Genomic DNA, 24,475 nt, shown 5'->3' with positions numbered 1-24,475 from the left:
AGCCAGACTCGGAGATGGAGCAAGAAAAGCCGCGCCCTACCGATCCACCTCGCCCATCACGATATCAATGCTGCCGATGATCGCGGGAACATCTGCCAGCAGGATGTTCCGGCAGACGTGAGTCGTGATGCACAGGTTGCAGAAGCTCGGTCCGCGGGCCTTGACTCGATAGGGTATGGCCGAGCCGTCGCCTCGGACGTAGAAGCCAAGCTGTCCTCGCGGGTTTTCCACCTCAACGTAGACCTCGTCGGCGGGAAGCCTGGTCGTCTTGCTCTTGGGATGGACCACGTTGCCGTCGGGAAGGCGATCCAGTGCCTGGCGGATAATCCGCACGGACTGGACCATTTCCAGCACCCGGACGAAGTAACGGTTCCAGGAGTCGCCCCGAACCACTCCCTTGGGGAAACCATTGGTCCCGCCGTCCTGGCCGATGGGCACCTCGAACTCGTACTGCTCGTAACCGTCGTACGGCAGGACTTTTCGCAGATCCCAGCGAACACCGCTGGCCCGCAGGCACACGCCGGTCAGACCGAACGCCACCGCGTCTTCCGGGCTGATCACCCCCACCCGGCCGGTCCGTTTCACGAAAATGTGGTTGTAGCTGAGCAGGTTGTTGTAGTCGTCGATCTTCGGTCCGAAGTAGTCTAGAAACTCCCGGCAGCGCTCCACCCATCCCTCCGGGAGGTCGTTATGAACGCCGCCGATGGTGAGATAGCTGTACGTCAGCCGCGCTCCGCAGGCGGCCTCGAACAGATCGAGGATCATTTCCCGCTCGCGGAAGCAATAGAGAAACGGCGTGAAAGCGCCCATATCCAGGCCGTAGGTGCCCAGCGCCACGAGGTGCGAAGCGATGCGATTCAGCTCCGCAAAGATCACCCTGATGGCCTTCCCCCGAGGCGGCACTTCCAACCCCGCCAGCCGCTCGACCGCGAGCGCGTAGCCCTGGTTGTTGTTCATCCCCGCGAGGTAGTCCATGCGGTCGGTGTAGGGAATGTATTGGTACGGCTGAAGGTTCTCGCCGATCTTCTCGGCGCACCGGTGAAGATAGCCAACGTGGGGAACCGCTTCGAGCACCATCTCCCCGTCGGTGCGCAGCACGACGCGGAGCACGCCGTGCGTCGACGGATGCTGCGGGCCCATGTTGACCAGCATCTCCTCGGTCCGCAGGTCACCCTGCTCGGAGCGCTCCATATCGATCAGAACATCCGGTTGGGATTGCAGTATGGTTTGCGTCATGATTCGCCTTTGCCAGCGCTGGGATCAGCCTCGCAGCCTCGTCACCTTCGCTCCGGTTACCTTTCCCCCGTCGCCTGCTGCTTTCACTAGTGCGTCGGATTGGGCAGCTCGTACTCGGTCGTGGCCGGGATGCCGTGGTACTCCATCGGAAATTCGTAGTCCTTGCGCAGCGGGTGCCCTTCCCAGTCGTCGGCACAGAGGATCCGCCGCAGATCGGGGTGTCCCTCAAACACGATCCCCATGAGGTCGTACGCCTCCCGTTCGTGCCAGTCCGCCGCGGGCCATACGTGCGACACTGTAGGAATTCGTGGAACACTTCGCGGAACCGCTACCTTCACCGCGAACTCCGTCGTTGCGCGAACCAGATCCCCAAGCCGATCCAGCGAGACACTCTGCAAGTCGTACACGCAGGCCAGCTTGTCGTCCGCGATCAGGTCAAGTGCCGTAATCGAGCGCAGCAGGTTCAGCCGGAGCCGGGGTTCGTCTCGGAGAAACTGGGCAACCTCCGGCCAGCGGCCGGGTGTGACCTCTGACTGCGGATGACCGCCTTCAACCGCGGCGTCGAGAATGGCGTCCCCGAACCTCTCCTTCAACAGCCGACAGACTTCTTCCGGTGCCATTAAACACTCCCGCTTGGGCCTGACTTGTCCGGCGACAGGGTAATCGCTATGCGGTCTACTAGCTACCGCCGGCGTTGCGCAAGCACGGCCCGTGCCATGTCGTGAAGCGAATCGCTTGGAATGAAGATCCCGAAGGCTCCCTCGCAACGTTCGGGGTTGACACAACGGGCCATTTCCGCCAAAAACCCAACTCGTCCGTCGGCTCGGGTCTCCGACGGCCAACCTACCCAGTAATTCTACGGAGCACGTAAGATGCGCAAGCTCACAGGGCTTACCGCCCTTTCCGCCTTTCTGATGGCCTTCGGGCTGATCGCCGCCGGCTGTGTTACGGTCGTTGCCCCTGGCGGCAATTCAAATGACAACGCCAACGACAACATGTCCGGCGACGACCTGATGAACGAGGAGGTCACCGTCGGGACGGCCTTCGAGCTCGCCACGCGCATCGGAACGACGACCGGCCAGCAGGAAGGCGAGGTCTGCGGAGGATGGTATCCCACCGAGGCCAACCACGTACTCTTCGTGAACGCCAGCCTGGGCATGACCATCCGCGTGACCAGCGACAGCGAAGCCCACCTTTGGATTCTCTGCGGCCAGAGCAACTTCTGCGGCGATCAGGTGGGCACGAATACCTGGTCGCTGAGCCGGTTCTGGACGCGGGGAAGCTGCGAGATTCGCATCGGCACGACCGAGGAAGGCGTCACGCTGGACTACACGCTGGAATTGACGCCGAATTGAGCCGAGACTGCGGCCCGCGGACGATCCGGAGCCGACGAATTTGATACGTACAACGTTCTCGACGATCGGATCGCTTGCAAGGTGATTTGTCACGCCGGAAATACTCGCGCGCCGCTCGCTGCGGCTGGTTTGGTTCTCTTCCTGCTTCCCGGATGCGCCGCCCTGCCGCTGCCTGATCCCAACGTGCGCTACATTGCCTTTGGGGACTCCACCAGCCGCGGCGGCGACGAAGGCTATCCCGGTCGGCTGATGGAACGCCTCGGCGAGCCTGCATCATCATTGGCCGTCGAGTCTCATGGAGGCGAGACCAGCGGCGCGGGCCGGGATCGATTTGTCGAACTTCTGGACCAGCGACTCTATCCTAACGCACGCACGCTGCTCTTCTGGGAGGGCGGGGCCGACGTCATTCAATACATCCGCGAGCATGACCCGCTGCTGCTTCATTCTCCGCTCGACGCCGACTACCCGTATACCGCCGAACTGGTGGATCAACTCGATCGGACGCAGGCGCATCTGGAGGACGTTGTCCAACGGGCGAAAGACGCGGGACTGGAAGTGTTCATCGCGACCTACTACCCGATTCGCGAGGACTTCGCCTGGTGCAAAGCGCTGCTGTTGGACGTGATCCTGCCCGCACAGGCCCGGCGAGCAAACGATTACATCGCGGCATTAAACGAACGCATTCGTGCGGCGGCTGCTGAGGGAGGAGCGACACTGGTCGATGTCGCCGCGGCCGGCGACGAACTCCAAAGCGACATCGCCAACTACGCCAACTGCAATCATCTCAGCGCGGCCGGCAATGCGCTGGTGGCGGAGGCGTTCCTCGTCGCTCTTCGCGGTGCGGGAGACTGAGTTCCCCAGTCCTCATTTCCCGCCGGAGGGTCCTCCGAGGTCGTGGAGCGCGTTTGACCCTCAGAGGACCGCTCAGGCTGATCCTTGACGCTTCGCGTAAAGGAGTGCCGCCTGCGGCTCGCCAGGCGAACAACGGGATGGCGCCGGCAGCGGCTCGTTCCCCTTCGTGACTTCGTCGCTGCGTGGCTTCGTAGCCACTTCCTATTGCCTGTTGCCCATTGCCTATTGCCTCTTCTCGCCCCACACTGCCCGCATGATTCGCTGGGGCATCATCGGATGCGGTGACGTGACCGAGCGCAAGAGCGGGCCGGGGTTTCAGAACGCCCGCGACTCGGCGCTCGTCGCCGTCATGCGCCGCGACGGAGCCAAAGCCGCCGACTACGCCGCTCGCCACGGCGTGCCCCGCTGGTACGACCGGGTCGAGGCGCTGATCCACGACAACGAGGTTGACGCCGTCTACATTGCCACGCCGCCGGGCAGCCATCTCGAACTCGCCCGACAGGTCGCCGCGGTCGGAAAGCCCGCGTTGATCGAGAAGCCCATGGCGCGGAATCACGAAGAGTGCCTGGCAATGATCCAGGCGTTCCGTGTCGCAGGCATACCGCTGTTCGTGGCCTATTACCGGCGGGCGCTGCCGAAGTTCATCCGGGTGAAGTCGTTGTTGGACGACGGGGCGATCGGGCGTGTGCTATCCGTGGCCGTAACGCTCCACTACAAGCCGGGTCAATATGACCGAAATCACCTGCCGTGGCGCTTCCGCCGGGAGGAATCCGGCGGCGGGCTATTCGTCGATCTGGGGTCACATACACTTGATCTGCTCGACTGGTTCTTCGGGCCCATCGTCCGCGCGGCCGGGTTTGCGGCCAACCAGGGCGGCCAGTATGAAGTGGAGGATGCCGTCGTACTCGCGTTCGAACACGCCACCGGTGTGCAGGGCACCGGCTCCTGGCACTTCAACGCCTCGCGTGACATGGACCGTATCATGATCGAGGGGACGGCGGGTGCTATCTCCGTCCCCACGTTCTGGACCGACCCGATCCAGCTTCATCGCGCCGGACACACCGAGTACTTCGACATCCCCCATCCGCCGAGCATCCATCAGCCGCTCATCCAGACTGTTGTTGACCAACTCCTCGGACGGAACACATGCCCCTCGACAGGAGACTCGGCCGCGCGAACCAACTGGGTGATGGACCAGGTTTTGGCAACGTTCAATCGCTAACCGAGTTTCCGGCCGGCGAGTTCGAACAATTGTGCGTTCCGCGGCCGGAAGACTGTGGCAGCGGCCGTACGGCGGGTCAGGGGCCCGACTTCTGCGATTCGGAACGCAAGGAGAAACGGGCAATCAACCAGGCCGGATCGACTTCGCACGTATCGACATGGTGGAGACCAAGAGAGGTAATTCTGGGGACGATTTCGCTGGATTTCTGCTCGTGCCCTGCGAACTCGGAAGCAGGCGACGGAAGCACAACCCACAACTGGTGACCGGGAACCAGCCTGCTAATCAACTTTTCGGCAAAGTAGGTCGTTTCGTCAGGAGAGGCAGCTGTAATGATAGCCAAGTCAACGGGCCCGGTCGGGGGCCGGGAGCAATTCGCGACCAATGAATGAATGAATTGCCGCGCGGAGCGGTCATGTCCACCGATCCAGAGGCGGGCTCGGTCGGGAATCGAGGACCGCAGGTCCTCAGGCGACATGCACACTCACCTCGAACGCCCGATCCTCGGGGATCGGGCAATACCTGATTCCGAGGGAAATAGGCACGATGTGTGGGGATAGCAAGGGCGACTCGCTTCGGTCCCGTCGGCTACTCGGCGGTGTTTCCGTCGGAGTCCTTGGGGTCGATCCCCAGAGCTTCCATGCGGCGATAAAGCCGGCTCCGAGAGATGCCCAGCATTCGGGCAGCCTTGGTCCGTTGACCCTGGGCACGCTCGAGTGCCGCCAGAATCTCGCGCCGCTCGATGCGCGTCAGGATCTCGTCCAGCGAACCAGTTCCCGTATTTTCCATGGCCGGCGGCTCCTCGACCTGATGGCCAACCGGATTCGATCCCAGCGTACCTTCGAAATAACTTGCGTTCATGGTCGGCACCTCGGTTTAACTGTCGGGGCCTCCGTTCATTGCCCAATCCATTGGCGGAGGTAACCCGCTCACTTGTTCTGGTTGTGCATGGAGCCCGAAAGCGATTGTCGGCTCGCGATCAGCCCATCGCTCAGTTTACTTCCGTGTAATCCGCGCCCGCGGAGTCCCACGACGCGTTTCCCTGTTCGGCGGGATTATAGATACGGGTACAAGGGCATTCAAGAAAAGCAACGCAACATGGGCGTCGGGCTGGGGTCGTTACATTCTCAAAGCGCGGGTGCAGGAAACGACGCGAAGGCCCCTACCGCTTCCAGAATGTGGCCACACGCCCGACTTCGTCAGCGCTGCCGATGATCAGGGAGGTCCGTTCGTGCAAAGATGTCGGAACACGTTCGAGAATGCGGTGCATGCCGTCCGTGGCGACTCCCCCGGCCTGCTCGGCGATGAAGGCCAGCGGATTGGCCTCATACAACAGCCGCAGCTTGCCGCGCGGGGCCTTTTTCGTCGGTGGATACAGGAACACGCCACCTTTGAGCAGCGTGCGGTGAAAATCCGCCACGAGCGAACCGATGTAGCGCAGGCTGTACCCCGTTTCTTCGCTCTTGGTCCAGTCCAGATAATCCTGCACGCCTTTGGGGAACTGGCTTCGGTAGGCTTCGTTCACGCTGTACGTCTTGCCGGCCGCAGGCATACGAAGATTCTCTTTGCTCAGGCGGAACGCGCCGATCGACGGGTCGAGCGTGAACATGTGCACGCCGTCGCCGGTCGTGTAGCACATCACGGTGCTGCTGCTGTAAATGACATAGCCTGCCGCGATCTGGTGCACGCCGGGCTGGAGGATGTGGTCCATGGCCGAGCCGTTACGAATATCCGAACGGCGCTGGAGGATGGAGAAGATCGTCCCGATGGACACGTTAACGTCGATATTGCTGCTGCCGTCGAGCGGATCGAACAGGACAATGTACTTCGAACGGCCGTCAAGTTCCTTAATGATATGCGGTTCGTCGTCCTCCTCGGAAACCATGATGCCAACGCTGTCGCGATAGCCCAGGCAGGCGAGGATCGTCTCGTTGGCGAGGATGTCCAGCTTCTGAACGATCTCGCCCTGGACGTTGGTCTTGTTGGCGGCGCCGAGGATATTGCACAAGCCGGCACGCCGGACGTGATCCGCAATGATCTTCGTGGCCAGGGTGATTCCCGAGAGGAGCCAGCTGAATTCGCCGGTAGCGTGCGGGAACCGCTCGCGCTGTCGCTCCAGAATATGCTGCTGGACGGTTCGAATGGCGTGTGCGTCGGTAACGGGCTGAACGACCGGGTCCATGGTGTCGACTCCCGCGGCGATTCCCGCGATAGAATGGAATGAAACAAAGCACGGCTTCGGGCAGTGCTCTGAAGCGCAACGGCTGTCGACATGATGACGGGCAGACCCGCTCGAACGCCGACGGGCCGTGGACTGCCACCGCGGGAGTGTAGTACGTTTCTCCGCGCAGCACAAAGCGCCGCACCGCCTCGACGCGTTCCGACTTGCAAAACGCATGCCGAACAGAGCGGGAACTTCGTCCGTGCCCGCAGCTAAATTGGCTAGGTCAGCCTTGCCTTCGACGACAGTTCAGCTTGTCGCGGCTTCTTTCGAAACAGCGGCCCGATCGCCAGGATCAAGAGCGCCAGCCCGGGCGGAAGGGACAACGTCGCGAGTGAGACCATATGTCTGTCCGGTCCGGAAGGAAGGAGCCCTAGCGTGAACTGGTTGGGCAGCTTCTCCATCGGACCCGTTTCGTCCTCCAGACCGGTATCGGCGAAAATGTCGCGGGCGGAAGTCGCACCTGCCTGATCGACCGCTCGCTTCGGATCGTGGTATCGGGTAAATGCCGCCCGGCCGGTCGCCGACCAGAGGACAACGGCCTGCGCGATGACCAGCAGGCAGAGTATGCCCAGGAAAAGTCGTGTCAGTCCATGCACGGCCGACCACTCCTTTCAGACCAGCCCTGCCCTAGCGATCCGGCGAGGCCGTGGAAAGCAAGAGAAAGACCTCCAGGGCCAGCTCGTCGGCGATCTTTCCGGACGCCATCGCCGGGTCGCCCTCGGCGATCTTGAAATCGGACAACTTCACGGGGAAGTTGGCTCGAACGGCGGCCAGGTTGCCCGGGGCACGAACGGACGTCTTCTCGCTCTCGGGCATGATCGTGATCCGCGCCGGAACCGTCATGGACTTGGTCGTTCCCTTGACGGTCATGTTGCCAACCAGATCGACCGAGTAGGTCTTGAAACCTTCGCCCTCTCTTGCCAAGGCGGCGTTGCGGGCGTTGGTCACAACGAACACGACGTCCGGATAGGATTGGGCATTCATCCAACGATCGCCGGCCAGGTGTTCATTACGCATCGGAATGCCGGTATCGAACGCCTTCACCGGCAGGCGAAACACGCCGGCCTTGATGTCAAAGCCCGATCCGTCCGGTTTACCTCCGAAGACGAAGTAACCCACGACGTTGTTGTTCGTCCCCTTGATGTGCTCCAGCGGCGCATCCGAAGTGAACGTCACCTGGGCATCCTTCCCGGGATGAACGTAATAAACCGTCCCCATGGCGGCCTGCGCATCGGGCACGACCAGCGTCCGCCCCTTGGAGGTTCGCTCCGGCTGGGCAAAGGTGACGGCCGGAAGGAGCAGCAGGACGGCAATGGACAGGCCGCAAACGCGGCTCACAGCATTGAAACACGGACTCATGGCGCGGTTTCTCCTCTCCCAAAGCAGCTTGTTAGATTCCAGGCAGCCGATGCCGGCCCGAGCCGACGCTGGCAGTCGCTGATGTCGAGCGTATGATTGTGCCTTGCGGGCCATTCGGCAAATTTCACATCCAGCAATCGGCGAGGTGTCCCATGTCCGAACGGAAAGAGACGGTTCTCACCCTGAATGTCACCCCCGGCGCCAGCGGGACCCGGATCGACCGGGAGAAGTACGACCGGGTTCGCGAGGCCATTCTGGCCGTGGTTCCCCGATCGAGGGACGGGGTGGCATTCAAGTCGCTCCCGAAGCTCGTGGCCGGGCAGGTCCCCAAGGCGTTGTTTCCCGCCAAAGGCTCGGCGTCGTGGTATACGACGGTGGTCAAATTGGACCTCGAGGCCCGCGGGCTGATCGAACGCATTCCCGGGAAGACCCCCCAGCACCTGCGCCGGAAGTCGCCGTCGAGGTCGAAAAAGAGCGCCTGAGGCTGTCCGACCAGACCTGAGAATCGGGGTCGCGCGTCACCCTCAAGATCACCTGCCGTCCCGTCGAAAACTTATGGGACGGCACTATGAAGCTCAGCATCGTGATCCCCGCCTTCAACGAGGAGGAGGCCATCGGGTCCACCGTACAACGGTGCCTCGATGCCCGCCCTCACCTCGTCCAGACGTCGCCGGTTCGGGACGTGGAGATCATTGTCGTCAGCGACGGCTCGGTGGACCGGACGGAGTCCATCGCCCGGGCTTTCGACAACGTGCAAGTCATCGCCTTCGAGCAGAACCGTGGGTATGGCGCGGCGATCAAAGCCGGATTCGATATCGCCACCGGTGACCTGCTCGGCTTTCTGGACGCCGACGGGACGTGCGATCCGCGATTTTTCGCCGATCTGTCCAACGCGCTCATGGAATGTGATGCCGACGTCGCGCTGGGCTCGCGGATGGGCCCGCGCAGCCGTATGCCCCGCGTTCGGCGGATCGGCAATCGACTATACGCCCTGCTGCTTGGCGCGCTGAGCAATCGGATGGTGTCGGACACGGCCAGCGGCATGCGCGTCATCCGCCGCGAGGCCCTGCCGAAGCTACTCCCCCTTCCGGACGGGCTGCACTTCACCCCGGCGATGAGCGCCCGCGTGCTGATGGACGACGAGCTGTTGCTTGTGGAGCGGCCGATGGCTTATGCGGAGCGGATCGGCCGGTCCAAGCTCAGTGTTGTCCGCGACGGCGTCCGCTTTCTGCGCACGATTCTCCACATGACCTTAATGTGGCGCCCTTCAAGGCTGCTGCTCCTTGTCGCCCTCACGTGCTTCGTATTCATGATTGGCTTGGCGGCCTATCCGATCGAATCCTGGCTGCGACAAGGCCGCTTTGGCGAGGACATGATCTATCGACTTCTCTTCTGCTCCCTGCTGGGCAGCGCGGGTGTCACCATGGTGTCATCGGCAATGCTCACCGACCTGTTCCGGTTTCGGGTGACCGGACTCCGCGTGCCACACACCTTCTTCGAGGGCGCCATTGACCGCTTCTTTACCAACGCGGGCTGCATGGCCATGGCGGCATTCTCGGCGCCGTTCCTGATTTGGCTCGTCGGGCCGGGGCTCTGGTCGCGATTCTTCGAAGGCGTCGTGACCATCCATTGGTCGCGCGTTGTCCTGGCCGGTCTGGTGGTGTTGTCCTGGATGCAAATGGCCGCGACCACGCTCGTGGCCAACGTCATTCGCTTCCATGCCGCGCGTTCGGAGAGCATCGAGACCCCCGCGACGACGAAGCGACGGCGAGATGCCGTACCCTCCCGCCGCCCGGCCTCGCGAGCTCCGGCGGCGCCTGAACTGACCGCAACCCGATAACGTCCCGCCGCGCCGGCGATTCCATCACAGCGCCGTTTTCCTTGCGACATTTCGCCGCGTATGGGAATATGGCGGGATTGCCGTTGGTTAGGGGAGAGGCTTTGAGTGGCGAAGCGGGAATGAACGGATCGCCCGAATCGAGGCGCGATCAACCAGGCGGTGGGACGTTCGAGCAGATCGTCCTGCCCCATCTCGACGCCGTTTATCGAATTGCCTGCGGCATCACCGGCAACCCGCACGAGGCCGACGACATCGTCCAGGAGACGTTTGTCCGGGCTTTTCGAGCATTCTCGCAATTCGAGTTGAGGGAACACGGTCCGCGGCCGTGGCTGCTGCGAATACTTCATAACGTGTTCTACTCCGCTCGAAAACGCCGCAACCGCGAGCCGACACTTCTCGACGACGTGGATTTCGACCACTTCGCCGACGAGATTAACGAGGATGTATCCGCTACCGGCCGTTCGACGGACCTGGACTGGGAAGGGTTCGACGAGGAGATCAAGCAGGCTGTAGCGGAATTGCAGCCGGAATACCGCGAGGTCCTGCTGCTCTGGGCGATCGAAGGATTCAGCTACAAGGAGATGGCGACGATTTGCGGCTGTCCCATGGGAACCATTATGAGCCGACTTTATCGCGCGCGGCAACTCATGGGACGGAAGCTGCAGTCCTTCGGCGGGCGCCGTACACGCCGCGGCACGGCTTCTTCTGAGGAAGTTTGAGCGAGGCCTGCTTCGCGCGGGATGATGTCTTAATTGAGTTGGAAAGCGAGCGGACAACGGGACTCATGAACTGCCAGGGGTTTCAGAAATATGTGGGGGCCTTTGCGGACGGGGAGCTGGACGTTCCATTAAACCTGGAGGCCCTCGAGCACCTCAATGTTTGCCCGAATTGCGCTGGGAAAGTCGCACGCGTGCATGGGCTGCGCGCGGCGCTGCGCGACGCATATGCCGATACCGTCGCGCCGGCCGCGCTGCACGGACGCCTGCGGGGAGCCCTGGGCCTGGACGTGCCGAGAACCAATCACTCGGCAGCGGGCGGACAGCCATCCGCTCGACCTGGCGGACTCCGCCGTCGCTGGTTTCTGCCCATGTCGGTGGCTGCGATGATCCTTCTGGCCGCGGTTCTGGTCCTGCGGTCCGGCCCCCTGGGCGGATTGCTCACCGCCACGTCCGATGGCAGCGCGGCGCAGTTCGCGGCGGACGTCCGCGACCAGCACGCCCTGTGCATTTCGAACAATGCACACATCGAAAGCCATCGGCTTGCGGATGCAAGCCCCCGGCTGGTGGCTGAGACATTGTCCAACCGGCTCAATCTGCGCGTTCTCGCGCCGGATCTTCATTCGTCAGGCTATGACCTGATCGGAGGGCGGGAATGCGGGGTGCGCGGCCGGACAGCGGGACACGCGTTGTATGAGCGTGACGAGGGCACCGCGTACCTGTCGATTTTCTCGGCAAGCCGCGGGCCGGACGTCACGCCCAACCGCACGGCCGAACCGTTCGGGTCCGCGTACTATGCCGACGTCTCGGAGGGCATGCCCACGGTGGTGGCCTGGAGCGACCACGGAGGCACCTATGCGGCGTGTGCCACCCTGCCGGAGGCCGAGTTGGTCAAGGTGCTGGCGCCGCTTCAGGGCACAGCCAGGCGTTGGTCCGGCGATGCTCAGTTCGTGGCACAGGCGCTTCAAATTGGCGCGCCTTAGGCGTGCCCCCACGCAGGTTGCGTTTTCTTGTATGGTCTGTTGAGATTGGTGCGGAAGCAGAGTTACGATAAAATAGGAGAGCGCGAGGCTTTCCTACCCGAATCCGGCCGTTCGAAACACGGGGTTCGGGTCGAGGGCGCGGCGAGTATTTCAGGAGAGCACACCATGACGATCCGGAGCGCATGCCTGGCAGGGCTGGTCGTAGTGTCGGCAGGAACGGTCGCCTTCGGCCAGACGGCTCGTATCAACGCCCGTCCCGGGGCCGCGACGATGACCCTTCGCCAGCAGAGCGATTCTCCCGCCCTCGATCTGCTCCAGAAGCGCGTGGAACAGGTCGACTGGAGCGATTCCACGCTTGAAGAAGTAATCGAATGGCTTCGCACGGAGGCGGAAGGCAACCAGGTCAACATCATTCCCAAGTGGAACTCGCTTGCCGAGGAAGGAGTGACGCGGGATTCGCTCGTGACCCTTCAGCTTCGCAACGTCACCGTGGGCATGGTACTCAACGAAGTGCTCGATCTGGTTTCGGAGACACGTCAGGCCAGCTACCGCGCCGTGGGCAACATCTTGCGTATTTCCACGAAGCGTGACTTCGGCCGCGACATGGAAGTGCGCGTGTATGACATTCTCGACCTCGTTTTCTACATCCCGGACTTCGGCCGGAACGCGCCGACGATCGACCTGAACGCAGCGTCGCGCCAGTCCAGCAGCGGTGGCGGTGGTGGTGGTAGCGGACAGAGCGTCTTCGGCGGCGGCACGTCCAGTTCTTCGCAGGATCTTGAACAGGAAGAGACTGAACTGGATGAGCGGTTGACGGAAGTTCGGGACGCCATCGTGAAGATGATCGAGCCCGAGACGTGGATCGAGAATGGCGGGCAGGGTGAGGTGCAGATTTTCAACCAGCGCCAGATCATCGTGCGGAACACGATCGAGGTTCACGAGAAGATCGCCGGATACTTCTCCTACAACCGGTAACCAACGACGGGCGACGAAGAGCGTATTCGGGGCGGCAGGGCGATGCCGATCGCCAGCCGCCCTCTTGTTTGCGCAGCTCAGCGAACTCACCCCAGCGCGGTGAGGAGTTCCGGCTCGGCAATGCCTTCGATGCGGACGCGCTTTCGCGGAGAAGTGTGTCCCGCGACAACCGCAACGGCCTGCGGCCGAACGCCGACGAGGTCGGCCAGGAATCGAACCAATTCCCGATTGGCTCTCCCCTTCTCCGGCGGGGACGCTACGGCGATTCGCACCCCGTTCTCCCACTCCCCCAGAAGCCGCGTGCGCGAGGCTCCGGGTACGATCTTGACGGAGAAGACCACCGCACCGGGTTCCGTTTCCACGCGAATCATCGGGACATTCTAGGTCGTTCGACTTGTGGATTGAAACCGTGCCCTGACGCGTCTACCGTAACGGAACGCCGGGGCAGGAGATGCGGCAACGCCGGAAGCCGCACGGCACTTCGAACCGAGGAAGGTCATTATGCGGGCCACACCATTCGAAATCGGGGTTATCGGGGCGGGAAACGCAGCCGAGGGGATCGTACACAGCATCTTGCGTAACACCGTGCTCTTCGACGAGCGGATGATCGCATCCGATCCCGCCGAAGCCCGCCGGGAGCTATTCGCCCGACGCTTCAACATCGCCGTCACCGACGACAACCGCAATCTCGTCGAGAACAGCTACATCCTCATTCTTGCGGTAAAGCCGCAGCAGTTCGCCGAAGTCGGAAAGGGCATCGCCGACCTGATACGGGCGGAACACCTGATCGTGTCGATCATGGCCGGCGTCTCCACGGCGACCATCGAGGCGGCGTTCGCGCCGACCGAGGCACGCGTGGTCCGAGCCATGCCCAATCTGCCGGTGCACGTGGGGGCGGGGGTGGCGGGAATCTGCCGGGGCAAGCACGCCCAGGAAGTCGACCTGCTTCGGGCTCAGCGGATCTTCGAAGCCGGCGGGCGCTGCATCGTTCTGGACGACGAGGACCTGATGGACGCGGTGACGGCCGTGTCAGGCTCGGGTCCGGCGTATTTCTATTACTTCGTGGAGATGCTCACCGCCGCGGGCGAGCAGGCCGGACTATCGCGTCCGCAGGCGGAGGCACTGGCCAAACATGCGTGCCTGGGTGCAGCCAAGATGATGATCGAGTCCGGCGACCCGCCCAACGTGCTCCGCGAAAAGGTCACTTCCCCGGGCGGGACCACGCAGGCGGCCCTGGAAACGATGCAGAAGCACGGCGTATTCGACCATGTCGTGGAGGGCGTTCTCGCGGCGTGGCGCCGCGGCCGGGAGCTGGGGCGATAACGGGATGGTGTCCCGGGTGGACGAGCGCCCCCCTCCAGGGTTCACCAAATCGCCCGCAATCGGTCCGAGCAGCCGATAAGATCGAATCCGCGCCGCCCGAACGAGGTTGCCGGGCGCCCCTCCATTGCCTAACATCAAATGATCCAACCTGTCCGTCCGGGGGGACCTTCAGGATGTTGAAATCGAAGAAGGTTTACGGTACCGCAATCGGTCTGCTCAGTCTCACGCTATGCGCATTCACCGCAACGGCATGGGGCGCTCAGCCGCGTGACGCGGCGAAGGCCAGGCCGGAGGCGGACCGTTTCGGCGGATGGGCGTCCGATCGAATTGTCGTAAAGCTCGCGCCGCGGGCGATCGAACGCCGCGCGGCCGGCCCGATGGCGCACGGGCGTCTGCCGATTTCGCGCGACCGCGCCAAGCTGAACGCCCGAGTCGCAGGACGCGCGGCCGCCTGGCGAACGCAGCGCATCCGCCGGGCTTACCCGTTCGAGTTCGGTAATCCGAAGCTGGCGCATTCGCTGGGGCTGGACCAGTTCTACATCTTGGAGGTTCCCAAGGGGACCGATACGCCGGCGATGGCCGCGGAGTTCAATCGGCTCGACGGCGACATCGAGTCTGCCACGGTAGATGTCGTCGGCGGACTGGCGGCGACATTTCCCAATGACGCCAACTTCTCGCTGCAATACGCGTTGAACAACACGGGGCAGGTGGTTTCGGGCATTCCCGGCGTGGCCGATGCAGACATCGACGCCCCCGAAGCCTGGGACATCCACACCGGACTTACCGGCGCAGTGATCACCATCGCGTTTCTGGACAGCGGACTGAACGCCGAGCACGAGGAGTTTGTCGGTGGCCGCGTGCTACAGGGATTCAATGCCAAGGATCCCATGAATCCCACCGATACGACGGACGGGGTCGGCCATGGAACCCACGTGACGGGCATCGCCACGGCCAACGCCAACAACGGTGTCGGGATCGCCGGTGTGACGTGGGGAGCTAACATCCTTCCCGTACGTGTGGTCGATCTGGGCGGATTCGGTACTGCGATCGACGCCGCGGTCGGCTTGACCTGGGCCGTGGACCACGGGGCCGACATCTGCAACATGAGCCTTCAGTATTGCTCAACGCAGTCGGCTGAAGCGCTCGAAATGCTGGAGGCCTCGGCTCAATACGCAAAAGCCAACGGCGTGCTGGTTGTCGCCGCGGCAGGGAATCGCCAGTGCGCGTTGGGCGTCGTGGCATTCCCAGGAGCCTACCCCGAGACAATTGCCGTCTCCGCAACGACGAACAAAGACCTTCTGTGGTCCGGCTCCAGTACGGGCCCGGAGGTGGAGCTGTCCGCCCCCGGCGAATTGATCTGGTCCGCTTACCGGCTCCCACCGTCCAGCGAAACCTACAGGTACCTCTCCGGTACCTCGATGGCCACGCCCCATGTCAGCGGACTGGCGGCACTGGTCTGGTCCTACGCTCCCTATCTTTCCGACGATCAGTTGCGCGCTGTTCTTGAGAACTCCGTCGATGACCTCGGCACGCCGGGGCGCGATCAGTTGTTCGGCTATGGACGGATCAACGCCTACCACGCTTTGATGAACGTTCCCCCGCCCATTGATATCGACAGCAGTGATCCGCCGGCCGATTCCATTGATGCGCGCCAGCCCAGCGATCTCAACGGCAGCAACCCGACCGGCTGGGATACTGTCACCTTGACCTTTGACGGAGATGCGACCGGCCTGGGGGCGGAAGACTTCGAGATCAGCGTTGATCCTCCAGGCACCGCGCCCGACATTGATTCCGTCAGCGTAGCGGGAAGCGAGGTCACGCTCTTTCTTGCGACACCCGTTCCGACTGGCGCCTGGACAACGTTCACGCATGTCGGCCACGGATCATCGACGCGAATCGGATACCTCCCGGGAGACGTCAACGGCAGCGGAACGACCAACGAACGGGATGTGATCGCGCTCATCGACGCGCTGAATCAGCCGTCCTCACCCCTGGCCGCATGGTCGGCCGACCTGGACCGGACGGGTTTTGACGACGCCAACGACGTCATTCGCCTGCTCGATCTGCTCCTGGGCAACGGCAGCTTTGAACCCTATCAGGGTGCATCACTGCCGTAGTGGTCCGGCACGGTGCAGCAGGACCGAGTGACGGATCTTTTCAACTTGCCGAGAAATCGAGTTCTTCAAGCTGGCGGGCATGGTCGAAGCACTCCTCGGCCATCTCGTGTAGAAACGGCTTGAGTTCCTCTCGCGCCGTGGTCTCGTGCAGGGCGGCATAGAACCGGCCGGTAAGTCGCTCGGAAGCGCAGATCATCTCCATGGCCCGACCCACCGAGGCCACGTCGGATACCTCGAGCAGTCGCGGACCGACAATGACCAGGTCCTTGTCCTCGGGGCTGAGCAGAAAATCGCTGTCAGCGAAGTGGGCTTTGAGCATCTTCTGGACGATGCCGTGGTGGCCCTGCTCTTCGTCGGCGAGGCGGGCGAAGAGATCGCGGTGAGCCTGGCTCTGTGTGCGCTCGATGAGCGTTCGGTAGCGATAAGCGGCGACGGATTCGCCGTATGCGGCAATGGCGAGCGCCTTGGCCGGCGTCAGCGCGCGGACGCGCTCCCGAAATGCGTCGTCGATGTGACGGTGCGGGTCATTCACAAGGCCGCTTTCTACCACAGGGCGGGAGGGATGGCCAACGCGCCGGTGAACCGCCATTCGGCGCGGGTTCCGCCGCTGTCTTGAACGGACCCGGGACGATTCGTATATTGCGCCGGGTTTTCCAGTCATGCGCGAACGTAGCCGTAACTCCGTCGTGATGCTCCTTGTCGCCTTCGTGCTCGTCGGCGGCTGCGCGACATCCCCTTCGACGTCGCCGGGCAGAATCCTCCCCGCGCGATCGGCCATACTGGATTCGCCATTTGGTCCCCTGCCCGGAGAAGCGCCGGCTGAACAGGTGCAGGCGCCGCCGCTCCGCGTTCTTGACGTGAACTTCCAGATCATGCGCGTGGACATTCCGCAGGACGACGTACGACATTCCGCCAAGATCTGGAACCATGTCCGGGCGACGGAACTGGATCCCGATCGCGTCGAAACGCTGGCGCGGAACGGCATGGCCGTGGGCGTCGGCACGGAAGAGGACTGGCCTGCGCTACGAGCCATCCTGACCGCCGCCCGGGCGCGGGTGCAGGTCGACCAGATGCTCGCCCGATCGGGTCTGCCGGTCTCCGTTGAGCTGGGTCGAATCGAGGAAGCGGAGTCCATTTTTTCGTGGCGGCCGGGACAGCGGCCCGCGGGGCGGACATTCGACCGCGGATCGAAGCTCCTGCATATCGACTACGCGGTGGATCGCGCGCTTCCGGGTCTGGTCAATGTCCAGCTCGGCTTCGAAATCCGTGATGATCGCGGGGAGGTTACCTGGAAGCGCGTCGGCGGAGCGTTGCAGCAGGTACCGGTGTTGGATCAGTTCGTGTACGACCAGCTTGACGTGCTGTTGCCCGTCGGCCCGGGCGGATTCATCGTCGTCGGACCGGCCCCTCTATCAGAGAGTGAATACATGGTCGGCAATCGCTTTTTCTCCTCGACGATCGACGGTCGGCGATTCGATACGCTGGTGGTCATCGCCCCGGCCGTGCAGGAAACCGTGCAGACCTTTACCTCGGCGAGCGAGGGTCGGCGGTGAGCGGCGAATCGCCTGCGACCGGCGAGGCGTTCTTCCGCCAGTTGTGCGAACACGCGGGCATCGCTCTGATTGCCTGCGACCTGGATCTTCGGGTGACGGTATGGAACTTGGCGGCGTCGCGGATGTTCGGCGCCGCGGCCGATCGCATGATCGGTGCCCCGATTGCGTCGGTCGTTCCGCAGGAGTGGCGCGAGGAGGCGGTGCGTCTGCTGCGCAGGGCCATCGAGGAGGGCACCGCATCCAGCGTGGCGTTTCAGCACCGCGACGAAGGGGGCTCGCCGCGAGAACTCGTGGGGAACATCGCCCCGATCGTCTGCGACAAGGGACTGCGCAGTGGCGCGTCGGTCTGGGTGCGGGACATCACGCAGCGGATCACGCTTCAGACCGAGCTCACCGAGCAGCGGAAAATGGCGGCGCTGGGACAACTGGCCGGAGCCCTTGCCCATCACTTCAATAACATCCTCGGAGGCGTCATCACCAGCGTCGATTTCGCGCTGAGCAGCAACGACCCCGTGTTGAAGGGGCGCGTGCTGCGGCAAACGGCGGAGGCCCTCCAGCGCGCGACCGGACTCGTCCACGAACTGCTCGCCTTTGCCGAAGGTGACGTGCGCGTCAGCGATCGGGCGGAAGTCACCAACATCATCCTCGACGTAAGTAACGAGGTGCGTAACGAGCTCGCCGGTTCGGACATGCGTTTCCGGCTTGATCTTGCCCCCCTGCCCGCGCATACCGTCGGACGGAACCAGTTGACAACGGTACTGCGGAGCCTGCTCAAGAACGCCGTTGAGGCCCTCCGCGGCGAGGGGGAAGTTACACTCTCGGCCCGGTTGGATGGCCGGGAAATCGTCATCGACGTGCGCGATACGGGCGTGGGCATCGACGAGGAAACACGCTTGCGCGTATTCGAACCCTTCTTCAGTACGAAGGATCGCGCCGCGGAGATCCCCGGCAAGGGGCTGGGGCTTGGATTGGCCGTGAGCCACGGCATCGTGCGATTGATGGGCGGGACAATTCGGGTCACTTCGACCGCGGGCATAGGATCCTGCTTTTCCGTCCGCCTTCCGATCGATTCGAAGGGTTGACGTCCGGGTGCGGCGAAAGCGTCAGTCGGCGTCGTGACGGGCCAGAATCCTGGCGAAGCGCCACACGTCGTGATAGGAATTGTAGAGCGGCGTGGGGGCGGCACGGATCACGTTCGGCTCCCGAAAATCGCAGACAACGCCTTCGTCGATCAGCGCTCGAAACAGCTCCTTGGGCCGTTCGTGGACCAACATGGATAGCTGGCACCCTCTCGACGCTTCGTCGCTCGGCGTGATGACCTCGAATCGGTGCGGCGAGAGCGTCCCAATCCAATCCATCAGGCAGCCCGTCAGGCGCAACGACTTCGCGCGCAGTGCGCTCATTCCCGCTTCATCAAAGAGATCAAGCGAGGCACGAAGCGGAGCGAGCGACAGAATGGGCGGATTGCTGACCTGCCAACCGCCCGCTCCTTCGCGGGGGATGAAGTCGGGCTGAAGATGCATGAGGAAGCGCGTCTTGGGATCGTTACCCCACCATCCGCCGAATCGTTGGAGTTCAGCACTGCGGCCGTGCTGCCCGTGCACAAAACAACCCGCCACGGCCCCCGGCCCAGCGTTGAGATACTTGTAGCTGCACCAGACAGCGAAATCGGCGCCCCAATCGTGAAGCGCCAATGGCACATTGCCCACGGCGTGGGCGAGGTCCCACCCGACAACGCAGCCCCGCCTTTGGGCGGCCTGGGTAATGCGGGCCATGTCCAGTACCTGACCCGTGAAGAAATTCACGCCGCCGAGAAGCACGAGTGCAATCCGGTCGCCGTTCTTTTCCAACAGGCGCTCGATGTCCTCTGTACGAAGAATGTGCTCGCCGGGGCGTGGCTCGGCGAGCAGCAAGGCCTCGCGCGGATCGAATCCGTGATAATGCAGTTGCGTCTTGACGGCGTAGGTGTCGGACGGAAACGCCGGCGCCTCCATGAGGATCGCGTGCCGCCCAGGCGTCGGGCGATAGAAGCTGACCATCAACAGATGGAGGTTGACGGTCAGCGTGTTCATCACGACGACTTCATCAGGCCCGGCTCCGACCAGTCGAGCCAAGCTGTCATGGAAGTACTCGGGGTAGCTGTACCATGGTCGGGCGCCCTCAAAGTGGCCCTCGACGGCCCGGTCGGCCCAGCTTCCCAAGACTTCGTCAACAGCCACCCGCGATGCTCTGGGCTGGAGCCCCAGCGAATTACCGGCGAAGTAGATCGTCGGCGATCCGCTCGAGTTCACCGGATGGAGAAAACGCTCCCGGAAGCCGGCCAATGGGTCATCGGCATCCAGGGCAAGAGCGGCGGATTCGACTGGGAATGCATCAGGGCACATCGCGAAGCATGATGTCCCGGATCGGCGTAAAGGGGAAGAGCCGGGTTGGCCGTTCCGTCCGAATCGGGAAGACCAACCACGCATCCCATATTACCCATTCTTACTCCGAATCAATGGAAAGCGTTGCTTAGTTCAGTATTGGTGAACTTATGACCTTGACTTTGTACAGCCAAGTCGACATACTCGCGTTCGTCCGAAAAGGGAGAATGAGGACGGACGGGGTGTCGCTTTTTCTCGGCCCCGTTGCGGTAACGTTACAAATAGCTGCGGGAAGTGAAGTCATCAGAGGGGATTGCGCGCAATGACCACGAAAACGTCGTTCACGAGATTAATGTTGTCGGTGCTGGCGGTGCCGTCGATTTGCGCCGTCTGGCAAATGAGTGAGGCCGCCGCGCTTGGCCTGCCGGTGGGGCCGACAATCACGGCTGATCCGCAGGCCGGACCCGCCGGCGGACAGACCACCGTGCAGGGCATGGAGTTCGCGGCCAATACATGCGGGGTGCAGCTCGCCTTGGACTCGGCTGGCGGTCCCTCGCTTGGAATTGCTGACGTCACCAACGGCGCGTTCTCCACGGTAATCACCATTCCGGAGAACACGACAAGTGGCCCGCACAAGATCGTCGCCCAGGGACTGGTCATCGGGGGCGAATTCTGTGCATCTCTTTCCGGCGAGGAAGCCAGCACCGATTATCGCGTCATCGGCGGTCCGCAGGCCGTGGAGCGGCTGAAGATCGAGTTTTCGAGCAACATTCCGGACAAGGCCGGTGAATTCCGCCTGATCTCGCGAATGGACGTGCAGATGGTCCTTCCGCCGTCTGACGAGCTTCCGGCAACGAAAGGCGCCGACCTTCCCAGTGGTTTCTGGTATGAGCTTCAGTCCGCTGATGGCAGCGTGAAATACCGCCGGATCATTCACAACCCGGTCTTTATCGTGTTCGAAGGCCCTGATCTCTCCAAGAGTGACATGGTGCCCGATCGCGTCGAGAGTCTTCCGGAGCAGCGTGTCTTCTCGCTGCTGATTCCAGCGCCGGATTCGGGCGACGAAGTGGTTCTCTTCAGCAGCCCATTGGAACCGGACAGCCATGCGCAACCCGCGTCGGAAGTGGGACGTATTCCGCTGTTCGATCCGATTCCGTAGTTTCGGGCTCGTTCCTCCGCATTGCGGACGTGACGCCACGCATTCATTCGACGTTTAAGGGTAATGATCAAGAAACCGCCGCTGAGCGGATTTTGGGAAAGAAGTGGGAGATAGGCCGTGCGTCTCACAACGCTGACAACACTGATAACGGGATTGAGTCTTTCGGGATTGCTGTTCGTCGAGCCGGCTCAGGCCGGTCCATCGGACGGCATGGTCGTGGGAATAACGAAAATCGTGGACAACGGACCAGCGTCCAGCCGGTTCAACCTGGTCCTGATGGGTGACGGCTACCAGCAGGGAGAGCTGGCCCAATTCGCCCAAGACTGCCAGGATTTCGTGGAATTCATGTTCCAGACACCGCCGTTCGACGAGAACTGCTCGATCAACGTCTATCGGATCGACGTCACCTCGACGGACTCGGGTGCCGACGATCCAGACACGTGCGACGATGGCACCGGGGCCACGGCCGATACGTACTTCGATTCGACGTTCTGTTCCGACGGCGTGATTCGCCGTCTGCTGGGCGCGAACAACAGCACGGCCACGGACGTGCTCAACGCCCAGCTTCCCGAGTGGAACCAGGCGCTGGTCATCGTCAACACGTCGATCTACGGCGGATCGGGTGGTACCGTGGGTGTCACGTCGGTGAGCGGAACGTGGGAGAATATCGCCATTCACGAGTTCGGCCATTCGGCGTTCGGATTGGCGGACGAGTACGAGTATTGGTCCGGTTGCGGTTCCGGCGAGGCGGGGCACGACAATCACCCCGCTTCGGAGCCGTCGCAACCGAACGTGACGATCGAGTCGGACCGAAACCTGATCAAGTGGGCGTCGTTCATCGACGCGGCGACAGCAATGCCGACAACGGAAAACGCGGACTGCACGATGTGCGATCCACAAGGCGATCCTTTCCCGGGGATGCAGGTCGTGGGCGCCTATGAAGGCGCGCACTACTACCATTGCGACGCCTATCGACCGGTGTTCAGTTGCATGATGCGCAACTTCGCGCCGTTCTGTCCGGTGTGCACGGCCCGCATCAACCAGACGCTGGCACCCTACGCTCCCGAAGACACAACGACGCCTCCGAGTATCACCAGTTTTGCGGTGTCTGGGACCGATGTCGATGCGAACTGTGTCGGATCGATCACCTTCTTCGCCGGAGTGAGTGACACCAACTACCTGCCGGAGAGCGGAATCGAGGTCACCGTCTCAAATCCCACCAACAATGCCACGGTCAGCAACGTGATGTATACGGTTACGCCCAACGGGACCAATGCCTTCACCATCAGCGGCAGCGCGACGGTCTCCAACCTGACCAGTTGCCCGGCAACGATTCTGGTCACGATTGAGGCAACGGACGGCTGTGGCAATACGAGCATGGAAGATGCCAGCGCCAATGTCCATGACCGGATTACACCGCAGGTCGTAGCGCTGGATTCCACCGGCGGCGAAGTCGACGACAACTGCGATTATGTCTTGCCGTTCAGCGGCGCCGTGACAGACAACTGCTGTGTGCGGCCGGAAGACGTGGACGTTGCGGTCAACGTGATTACGAACAACGCGACACTCGGGATGGTCGCGCTGAACAAGTCGCAGGCCGGTGCCACGCGGGTAAACTTCAACGGCCAGGTCGTTGTGTCCGACCTGACGAGTTGCCCGGCTACTGTGAGGGTCTCTGCGAGCACGCTTGATTGCTGCGATAACATGTCGAACATTTCCAGCGTGGATGCAGATGTGGTTGACGCAACGCCGCCCATGGTGGAGTGCCCGGACGACCTCGTCCTTGGCCGGGGTACGACGGCCATCTGTCCGATGACACCCAACGAGTGGCTTGCCAGTTTCAAAGCCACGGACAACTGCGACGGCATGCCCACGCTGAGCAACAACTCCGTTGAACAGGGCGCGCCTTGCGGCGGATTCCCGTGCGACGGCACGACGACGGTCACGTTCACGGCCGAGGACGACTGCGGCAATCAGAATTCTTGCGAAGCCAAGATCACCGTCATTCCCGATCATCCCGGCTGGAACAACTACGACGCGAAGATCACGCTCACGGGTAACCAGCCGGCGTACTGGTCGGCCGCCTCGGGCGATCCGCTGGGCATTCCGCCCTTCGACAGCCTCGATCCCGGCTGCCTGCCGGGTCGCAAGGACCCCGAAGGCAGCGGCGATCGCCTCATGCGCGGGTATGTCCTGGCTTGGGCGGTAAATCAGAACGGCGAGGAGATCCGCTGGAACCACCTGGCGGGTGATGCGCTGATCCTGGAGTACCGCCGGGCGACGGCCGCGGAGTACGACGCATACGCGTTCCAGGCGCTGGTCGGGGAGAACGGCGTGGCCACGGGCACGCCGGGTCAACTCCATCTGGACGGCGTCGAGTATCAGACCGGCTTCGCCGAATTGCTGTTCAACTTCTTCGCCACGGGGGCCCAGATCAACTCAGCCGGTCCGCTTTCAATTCTCACCGACACGGACCTGACGCTGTTCCCAGTGAGTGTCGATCTGCGGCAGGAGAACAACGGACCTGTGACCACGAAGGCGAACTTCACCATCTGGAACATGAACGAGTTCAAGTTCTCGGGTACCGAACGCTGCATTACCTGTTGGGACCAGGCTCTTCTGCGAGGCTACGACGCCCCGAACCATTTCCTGCGTGGGAACCTGCAGACGGACATGGGCAAGGCCCGCGTGGACGGTCTGGCCAGCCAGAACTGCGACCTGCCGGATTCCGACAGCCAGGCGGCTTCGCTGCTCGGCTTGTCGATCAAGCAACTGCGGTTCGGCAAGGCCCTGAAGTACACGGCCGGTCTGCTCACGGGCGTGGGCAACGAGACGGCGTTGATTCAGGCTGACTTGGCCGGCGGCATTCCGCCGGAGCGGCCGGCGCTGGGTCTGGGGCTCGATCGCCTTGGGGGCGACCGGGGTACGGGAAGGACCGTGGACGCAGACGGTTCGCCGCTCGCGGGAGGACCGGGCGCGGTTGAACTGGGTCGCGTCTCGGGCAGCACGAAGGGCAGCCTGTTAATCCTGTCCAAGATCGAGCTGCGTTGGACGGCCGACGGTGACTATCTCGTGCAGGACACGTTCCTGGACCTGATCAACGACTTCCCGGCCGAAGTGGACGTGCAAATGTACTTCATCAACGGCGATCCGCCGATTGAGCCGTAAGACACGGCGCGCGAGGCGTCTATTTCGACGAAA

Annotated in this window: 23 protein-coding genes; 14 read left to right on the top strand and 9 right to left on the bottom strand. The window is 62.6% G+C overall.

Going from position 1 to position 24,475, the window contains the following annotated elements:
- Positions 1 to 36 precede the first annotated feature (36 nt).
- Together J5J06_00745 and J5J06_00740 are read right to left on the bottom strand one after the other, a co-directional pair.
- Positions 37 to 1,191, bottom strand: coding sequence for an NADH-quinone oxidoreductase subunit D (locus J5J06_00745; GenBank protein MCO6435598.1), 1,155 nt, complete (start codon positions 1,189 to 1,191; stop codon positions 37 to 39).
- Positions 1,192 to 1,322: 131 nt separating this feature from the next.
- Entirely contained in the window at positions 1,323 to 1,856 is a 534-nt protein-coding gene (locus J5J06_00740) for an NADH-quinone oxidoreductase subunit C (GenBank protein ID MCO6435597.1), read from the bottom strand.
- A gap of 252 nt (positions 1,857 to 2,108) precedes the next feature.
- Here J5J06_00740 and J5J06_00735 point away from each other — a divergent pair, with 252 nt between their 5' ends.
- From J5J06_00735 to J5J06_00725, 3 genes are all read left to right on the top strand, one after another.
- Positions 2,109 to 2,591, top strand: coding sequence for a hypothetical protein (locus J5J06_00735; protein MCO6435596.1), 483 nt, complete (start codon positions 2,109 to 2,111; stop codon positions 2,589 to 2,591).
- An 81-nt stretch (positions 2,592 to 2,672) separates the two neighbouring features.
- Entirely contained in the window at positions 2,673 to 3,443 is a 771-nt protein-coding gene (locus J5J06_00730; protein MCO6435595.1) for an SGNH/GDSL hydrolase family protein, read from the top strand.
- A gap of 253 nt (positions 3,444 to 3,696) precedes the next feature.
- Positions 3,697 to 4,665 carry a Gfo/Idh/MocA family oxidoreductase gene (locus J5J06_00725; protein ID MCO6435594.1) on the top strand — a complete coding sequence of 323 codons (969 nt, stop codon included), beginning with the start codon at positions 3,697 to 3,699 and terminating at the stop codon, positions 4,663 to 4,665.
- A gap of 585 nt (positions 4,666 to 5,250) precedes the next feature.
- Here J5J06_00725 and J5J06_00720 read toward each other — a convergent pair.
- From J5J06_00720 to J5J06_00705, 4 genes are all read right to left on the bottom strand, one after another.
- Positions 5,251 to 5,523 (bottom strand): hypothetical protein, encoded by a 273-nt coding sequence (locus J5J06_00720; protein ID MCO6435593.1) that lies wholly within the window; start codon positions 5,521 to 5,523, stop codon positions 5,251 to 5,253.
- A 301-nt stretch (positions 5,524 to 5,824) separates the two neighbouring features.
- Positions 5,825 to 6,805 carry a class 1 fructose-bisphosphatase gene (gene fbp, locus J5J06_00715; GenBank protein MCO6435592.1) on the bottom strand — a complete coding sequence of 327 codons (981 nt, stop codon included), beginning with the start codon at positions 6,803 to 6,805 and terminating at the stop codon, positions 5,825 to 5,827.
- A 299-nt stretch (positions 6,806 to 7,104) separates the two neighbouring features.
- On the bottom strand, positions 7,105 to 7,482 hold the full coding sequence (locus tag J5J06_00710; protein MCO6435591.1) for a hypothetical protein: 378 nt from the start codon (positions 7,480 to 7,482) through the stop codon (positions 7,105 to 7,107).
- A gap of 31 nt (positions 7,483 to 7,513) precedes the next feature.
- A complete protein-coding gene (locus tag J5J06_00705) occupies positions 7,514 to 8,245 on the bottom strand; it encodes a YceI family protein (GenBank protein MCO6435590.1) in 732 nt (243 codons plus the stop codon).
- 152 nt (positions 8,246 to 8,397) lie between these two features.
- On the opposite strand from J5J06_00705, the gene J5J06_00700 reads away from it, so the two are divergent.
- From J5J06_00700 to J5J06_00680, 5 genes are all read left to right on the top strand, one after another.
- Positions 8,398 to 8,727, top strand: a complete 330-nt coding sequence (locus tag J5J06_00700) for a hypothetical protein (protein MCO6435589.1) — start codon at positions 8,398 to 8,400, stop codon at positions 8,725 to 8,727.
- A gap of 86 nt (positions 8,728 to 8,813) precedes the next feature.
- Entirely contained in the window at positions 8,814 to 10,085 is a 1,272-nt protein-coding gene (locus J5J06_00695) for a glycosyltransferase family 2 protein (GenBank protein ID MCO6435588.1), read from the top strand.
- A gap of 119 nt (positions 10,086 to 10,204) precedes the next feature.
- Entirely contained in the window at positions 10,205 to 10,804 is a 600-nt protein-coding gene (locus J5J06_00690) for an RNA polymerase sigma factor (GenBank protein ID MCO6435587.1), read from the top strand.
- A gap of 65 nt (positions 10,805 to 10,869) precedes the next feature.
- On the top strand, positions 10,870 to 11,784 hold the full coding sequence (locus J5J06_00685) for a zf-HC2 domain-containing protein (GenBank protein MCO6435586.1): 915 nt from the start codon (positions 10,870 to 10,872) through the stop codon (positions 11,782 to 11,784).
- A 165-nt stretch (positions 11,785 to 11,949) separates the two neighbouring features.
- The gene (locus tag J5J06_00680; GenBank protein ID MCO6435585.1) at positions 11,950 to 12,759 is read left to right on the top strand and encodes a hypothetical protein; all 810 of its coding nucleotides are present in this window, start codon (positions 11,950 to 11,952) and stop codon (positions 12,757 to 12,759) included.
- 86 nt (positions 12,760 to 12,845) lie between these two features.
- On the opposite strand, the gene J5J06_00675 is transcribed toward J5J06_00680, so the two are convergent.
- A complete protein-coding gene (locus J5J06_00675) occupies positions 12,846 to 13,121 on the bottom strand; it encodes a DUF167 domain-containing protein (GenBank protein ID MCO6435584.1) in 276 nt (91 codons plus the stop codon).
- A 139-nt stretch (positions 13,122 to 13,260) separates the two neighbouring features.
- Here J5J06_00675 and J5J06_00670 point away from each other — a divergent pair, with 139 nt between their 5' ends.
- Together J5J06_00670 and J5J06_00665 are read left to right on the top strand one after the other, a co-directional pair.
- Entirely contained in the window at positions 13,261 to 14,082 is an 822-nt protein-coding gene (locus J5J06_00670; protein ID MCO6435583.1) for a pyrroline-5-carboxylate reductase, read from the top strand.
- A gap of 173 nt (positions 14,083 to 14,255) precedes the next feature.
- Positions 14,256 to 16,199: a S8 family serine peptidase gene (locus J5J06_00665; GenBank protein MCO6435582.1), complete on the top strand. Its 1,944-nt coding sequence runs from the start codon at positions 14,256 to 14,258 to the stop codon at positions 16,197 to 16,199.
- 40 nt (positions 16,200 to 16,239) lie between these two features.
- Here the strand turns inward: J5J06_00665 and J5J06_00660 are convergent, their stop codons facing one another.
- Entirely contained in the window at positions 16,240 to 16,731 is a 492-nt protein-coding gene (locus J5J06_00660; protein ID MCO6435581.1) for a hypothetical protein, read from the bottom strand.
- A 127-nt stretch (positions 16,732 to 16,858) separates the two neighbouring features.
- On the opposite strand from J5J06_00660, the gene J5J06_00655 reads away from it, so the two are divergent.
- Positions 16,859 to 17,752, top strand: a complete 894-nt coding sequence (locus J5J06_00655) for a hypothetical protein (GenBank protein MCO6435580.1) — start codon at positions 16,859 to 16,861, stop codon at positions 17,750 to 17,752.
- Entirely contained in the window at positions 17,749 to 18,834 is a 1,086-nt protein-coding gene (locus J5J06_00650) for a PAS domain S-box protein (GenBank protein ID MCO6435579.1), read from the top strand. The genes J5J06_00655 and J5J06_00650 overlap by 4 nt, the downstream gene beginning before the upstream one ends.
- A gap of 21 nt (positions 18,835 to 18,855) precedes the next feature.
- Here the strand turns inward: J5J06_00650 and kynU are convergent, their stop codons facing one another.
- The gene (gene kynU, locus J5J06_00645) at positions 18,856 to 20,136 is read right to left on the bottom strand and encodes a kynureninase (GenBank protein MCO6435578.1); all 1,281 of its coding nucleotides are present in this window, start codon (positions 20,134 to 20,136) and stop codon (positions 18,856 to 18,858) included.
- Between the two features lie 301 nt (positions 20,137 to 20,437).
- Here kynU and J5J06_00640 point away from each other — a divergent pair, with 301 nt between their 5' ends.
- Both J5J06_00640 and J5J06_00635 read left to right on the top strand, forming a co-directional pair.
- Complete coding sequence (locus J5J06_00640) at positions 20,438 to 21,274, top strand: hypothetical protein (protein ID MCO6435577.1); 837 nt, start codon at positions 20,438 to 20,440, stop codon at positions 21,272 to 21,274.
- Between the two features lie 117 nt (positions 21,275 to 21,391).
- Positions 21,392 to 24,442 carry an HYR domain-containing protein gene (locus J5J06_00635; protein ID MCO6435576.1) on the top strand — a complete coding sequence of 1,017 codons (3,051 nt, stop codon included), beginning with the start codon at positions 21,392 to 21,394 and terminating at the stop codon, positions 24,440 to 24,442.
- The last annotated feature ends 33 nt before the right edge of the window (positions 24,443 to 24,475 follow it).

Source organism: Phycisphaerae bacterium, from assembly GCA_024102815.1.
GTDB lineage: Bacteria > Planctomycetota > Phycisphaerae > UBA1845 > UBA1845 > JAGFJJ01.
This window is presented reverse-complemented; position numbering and strand designations above follow the sequence as displayed.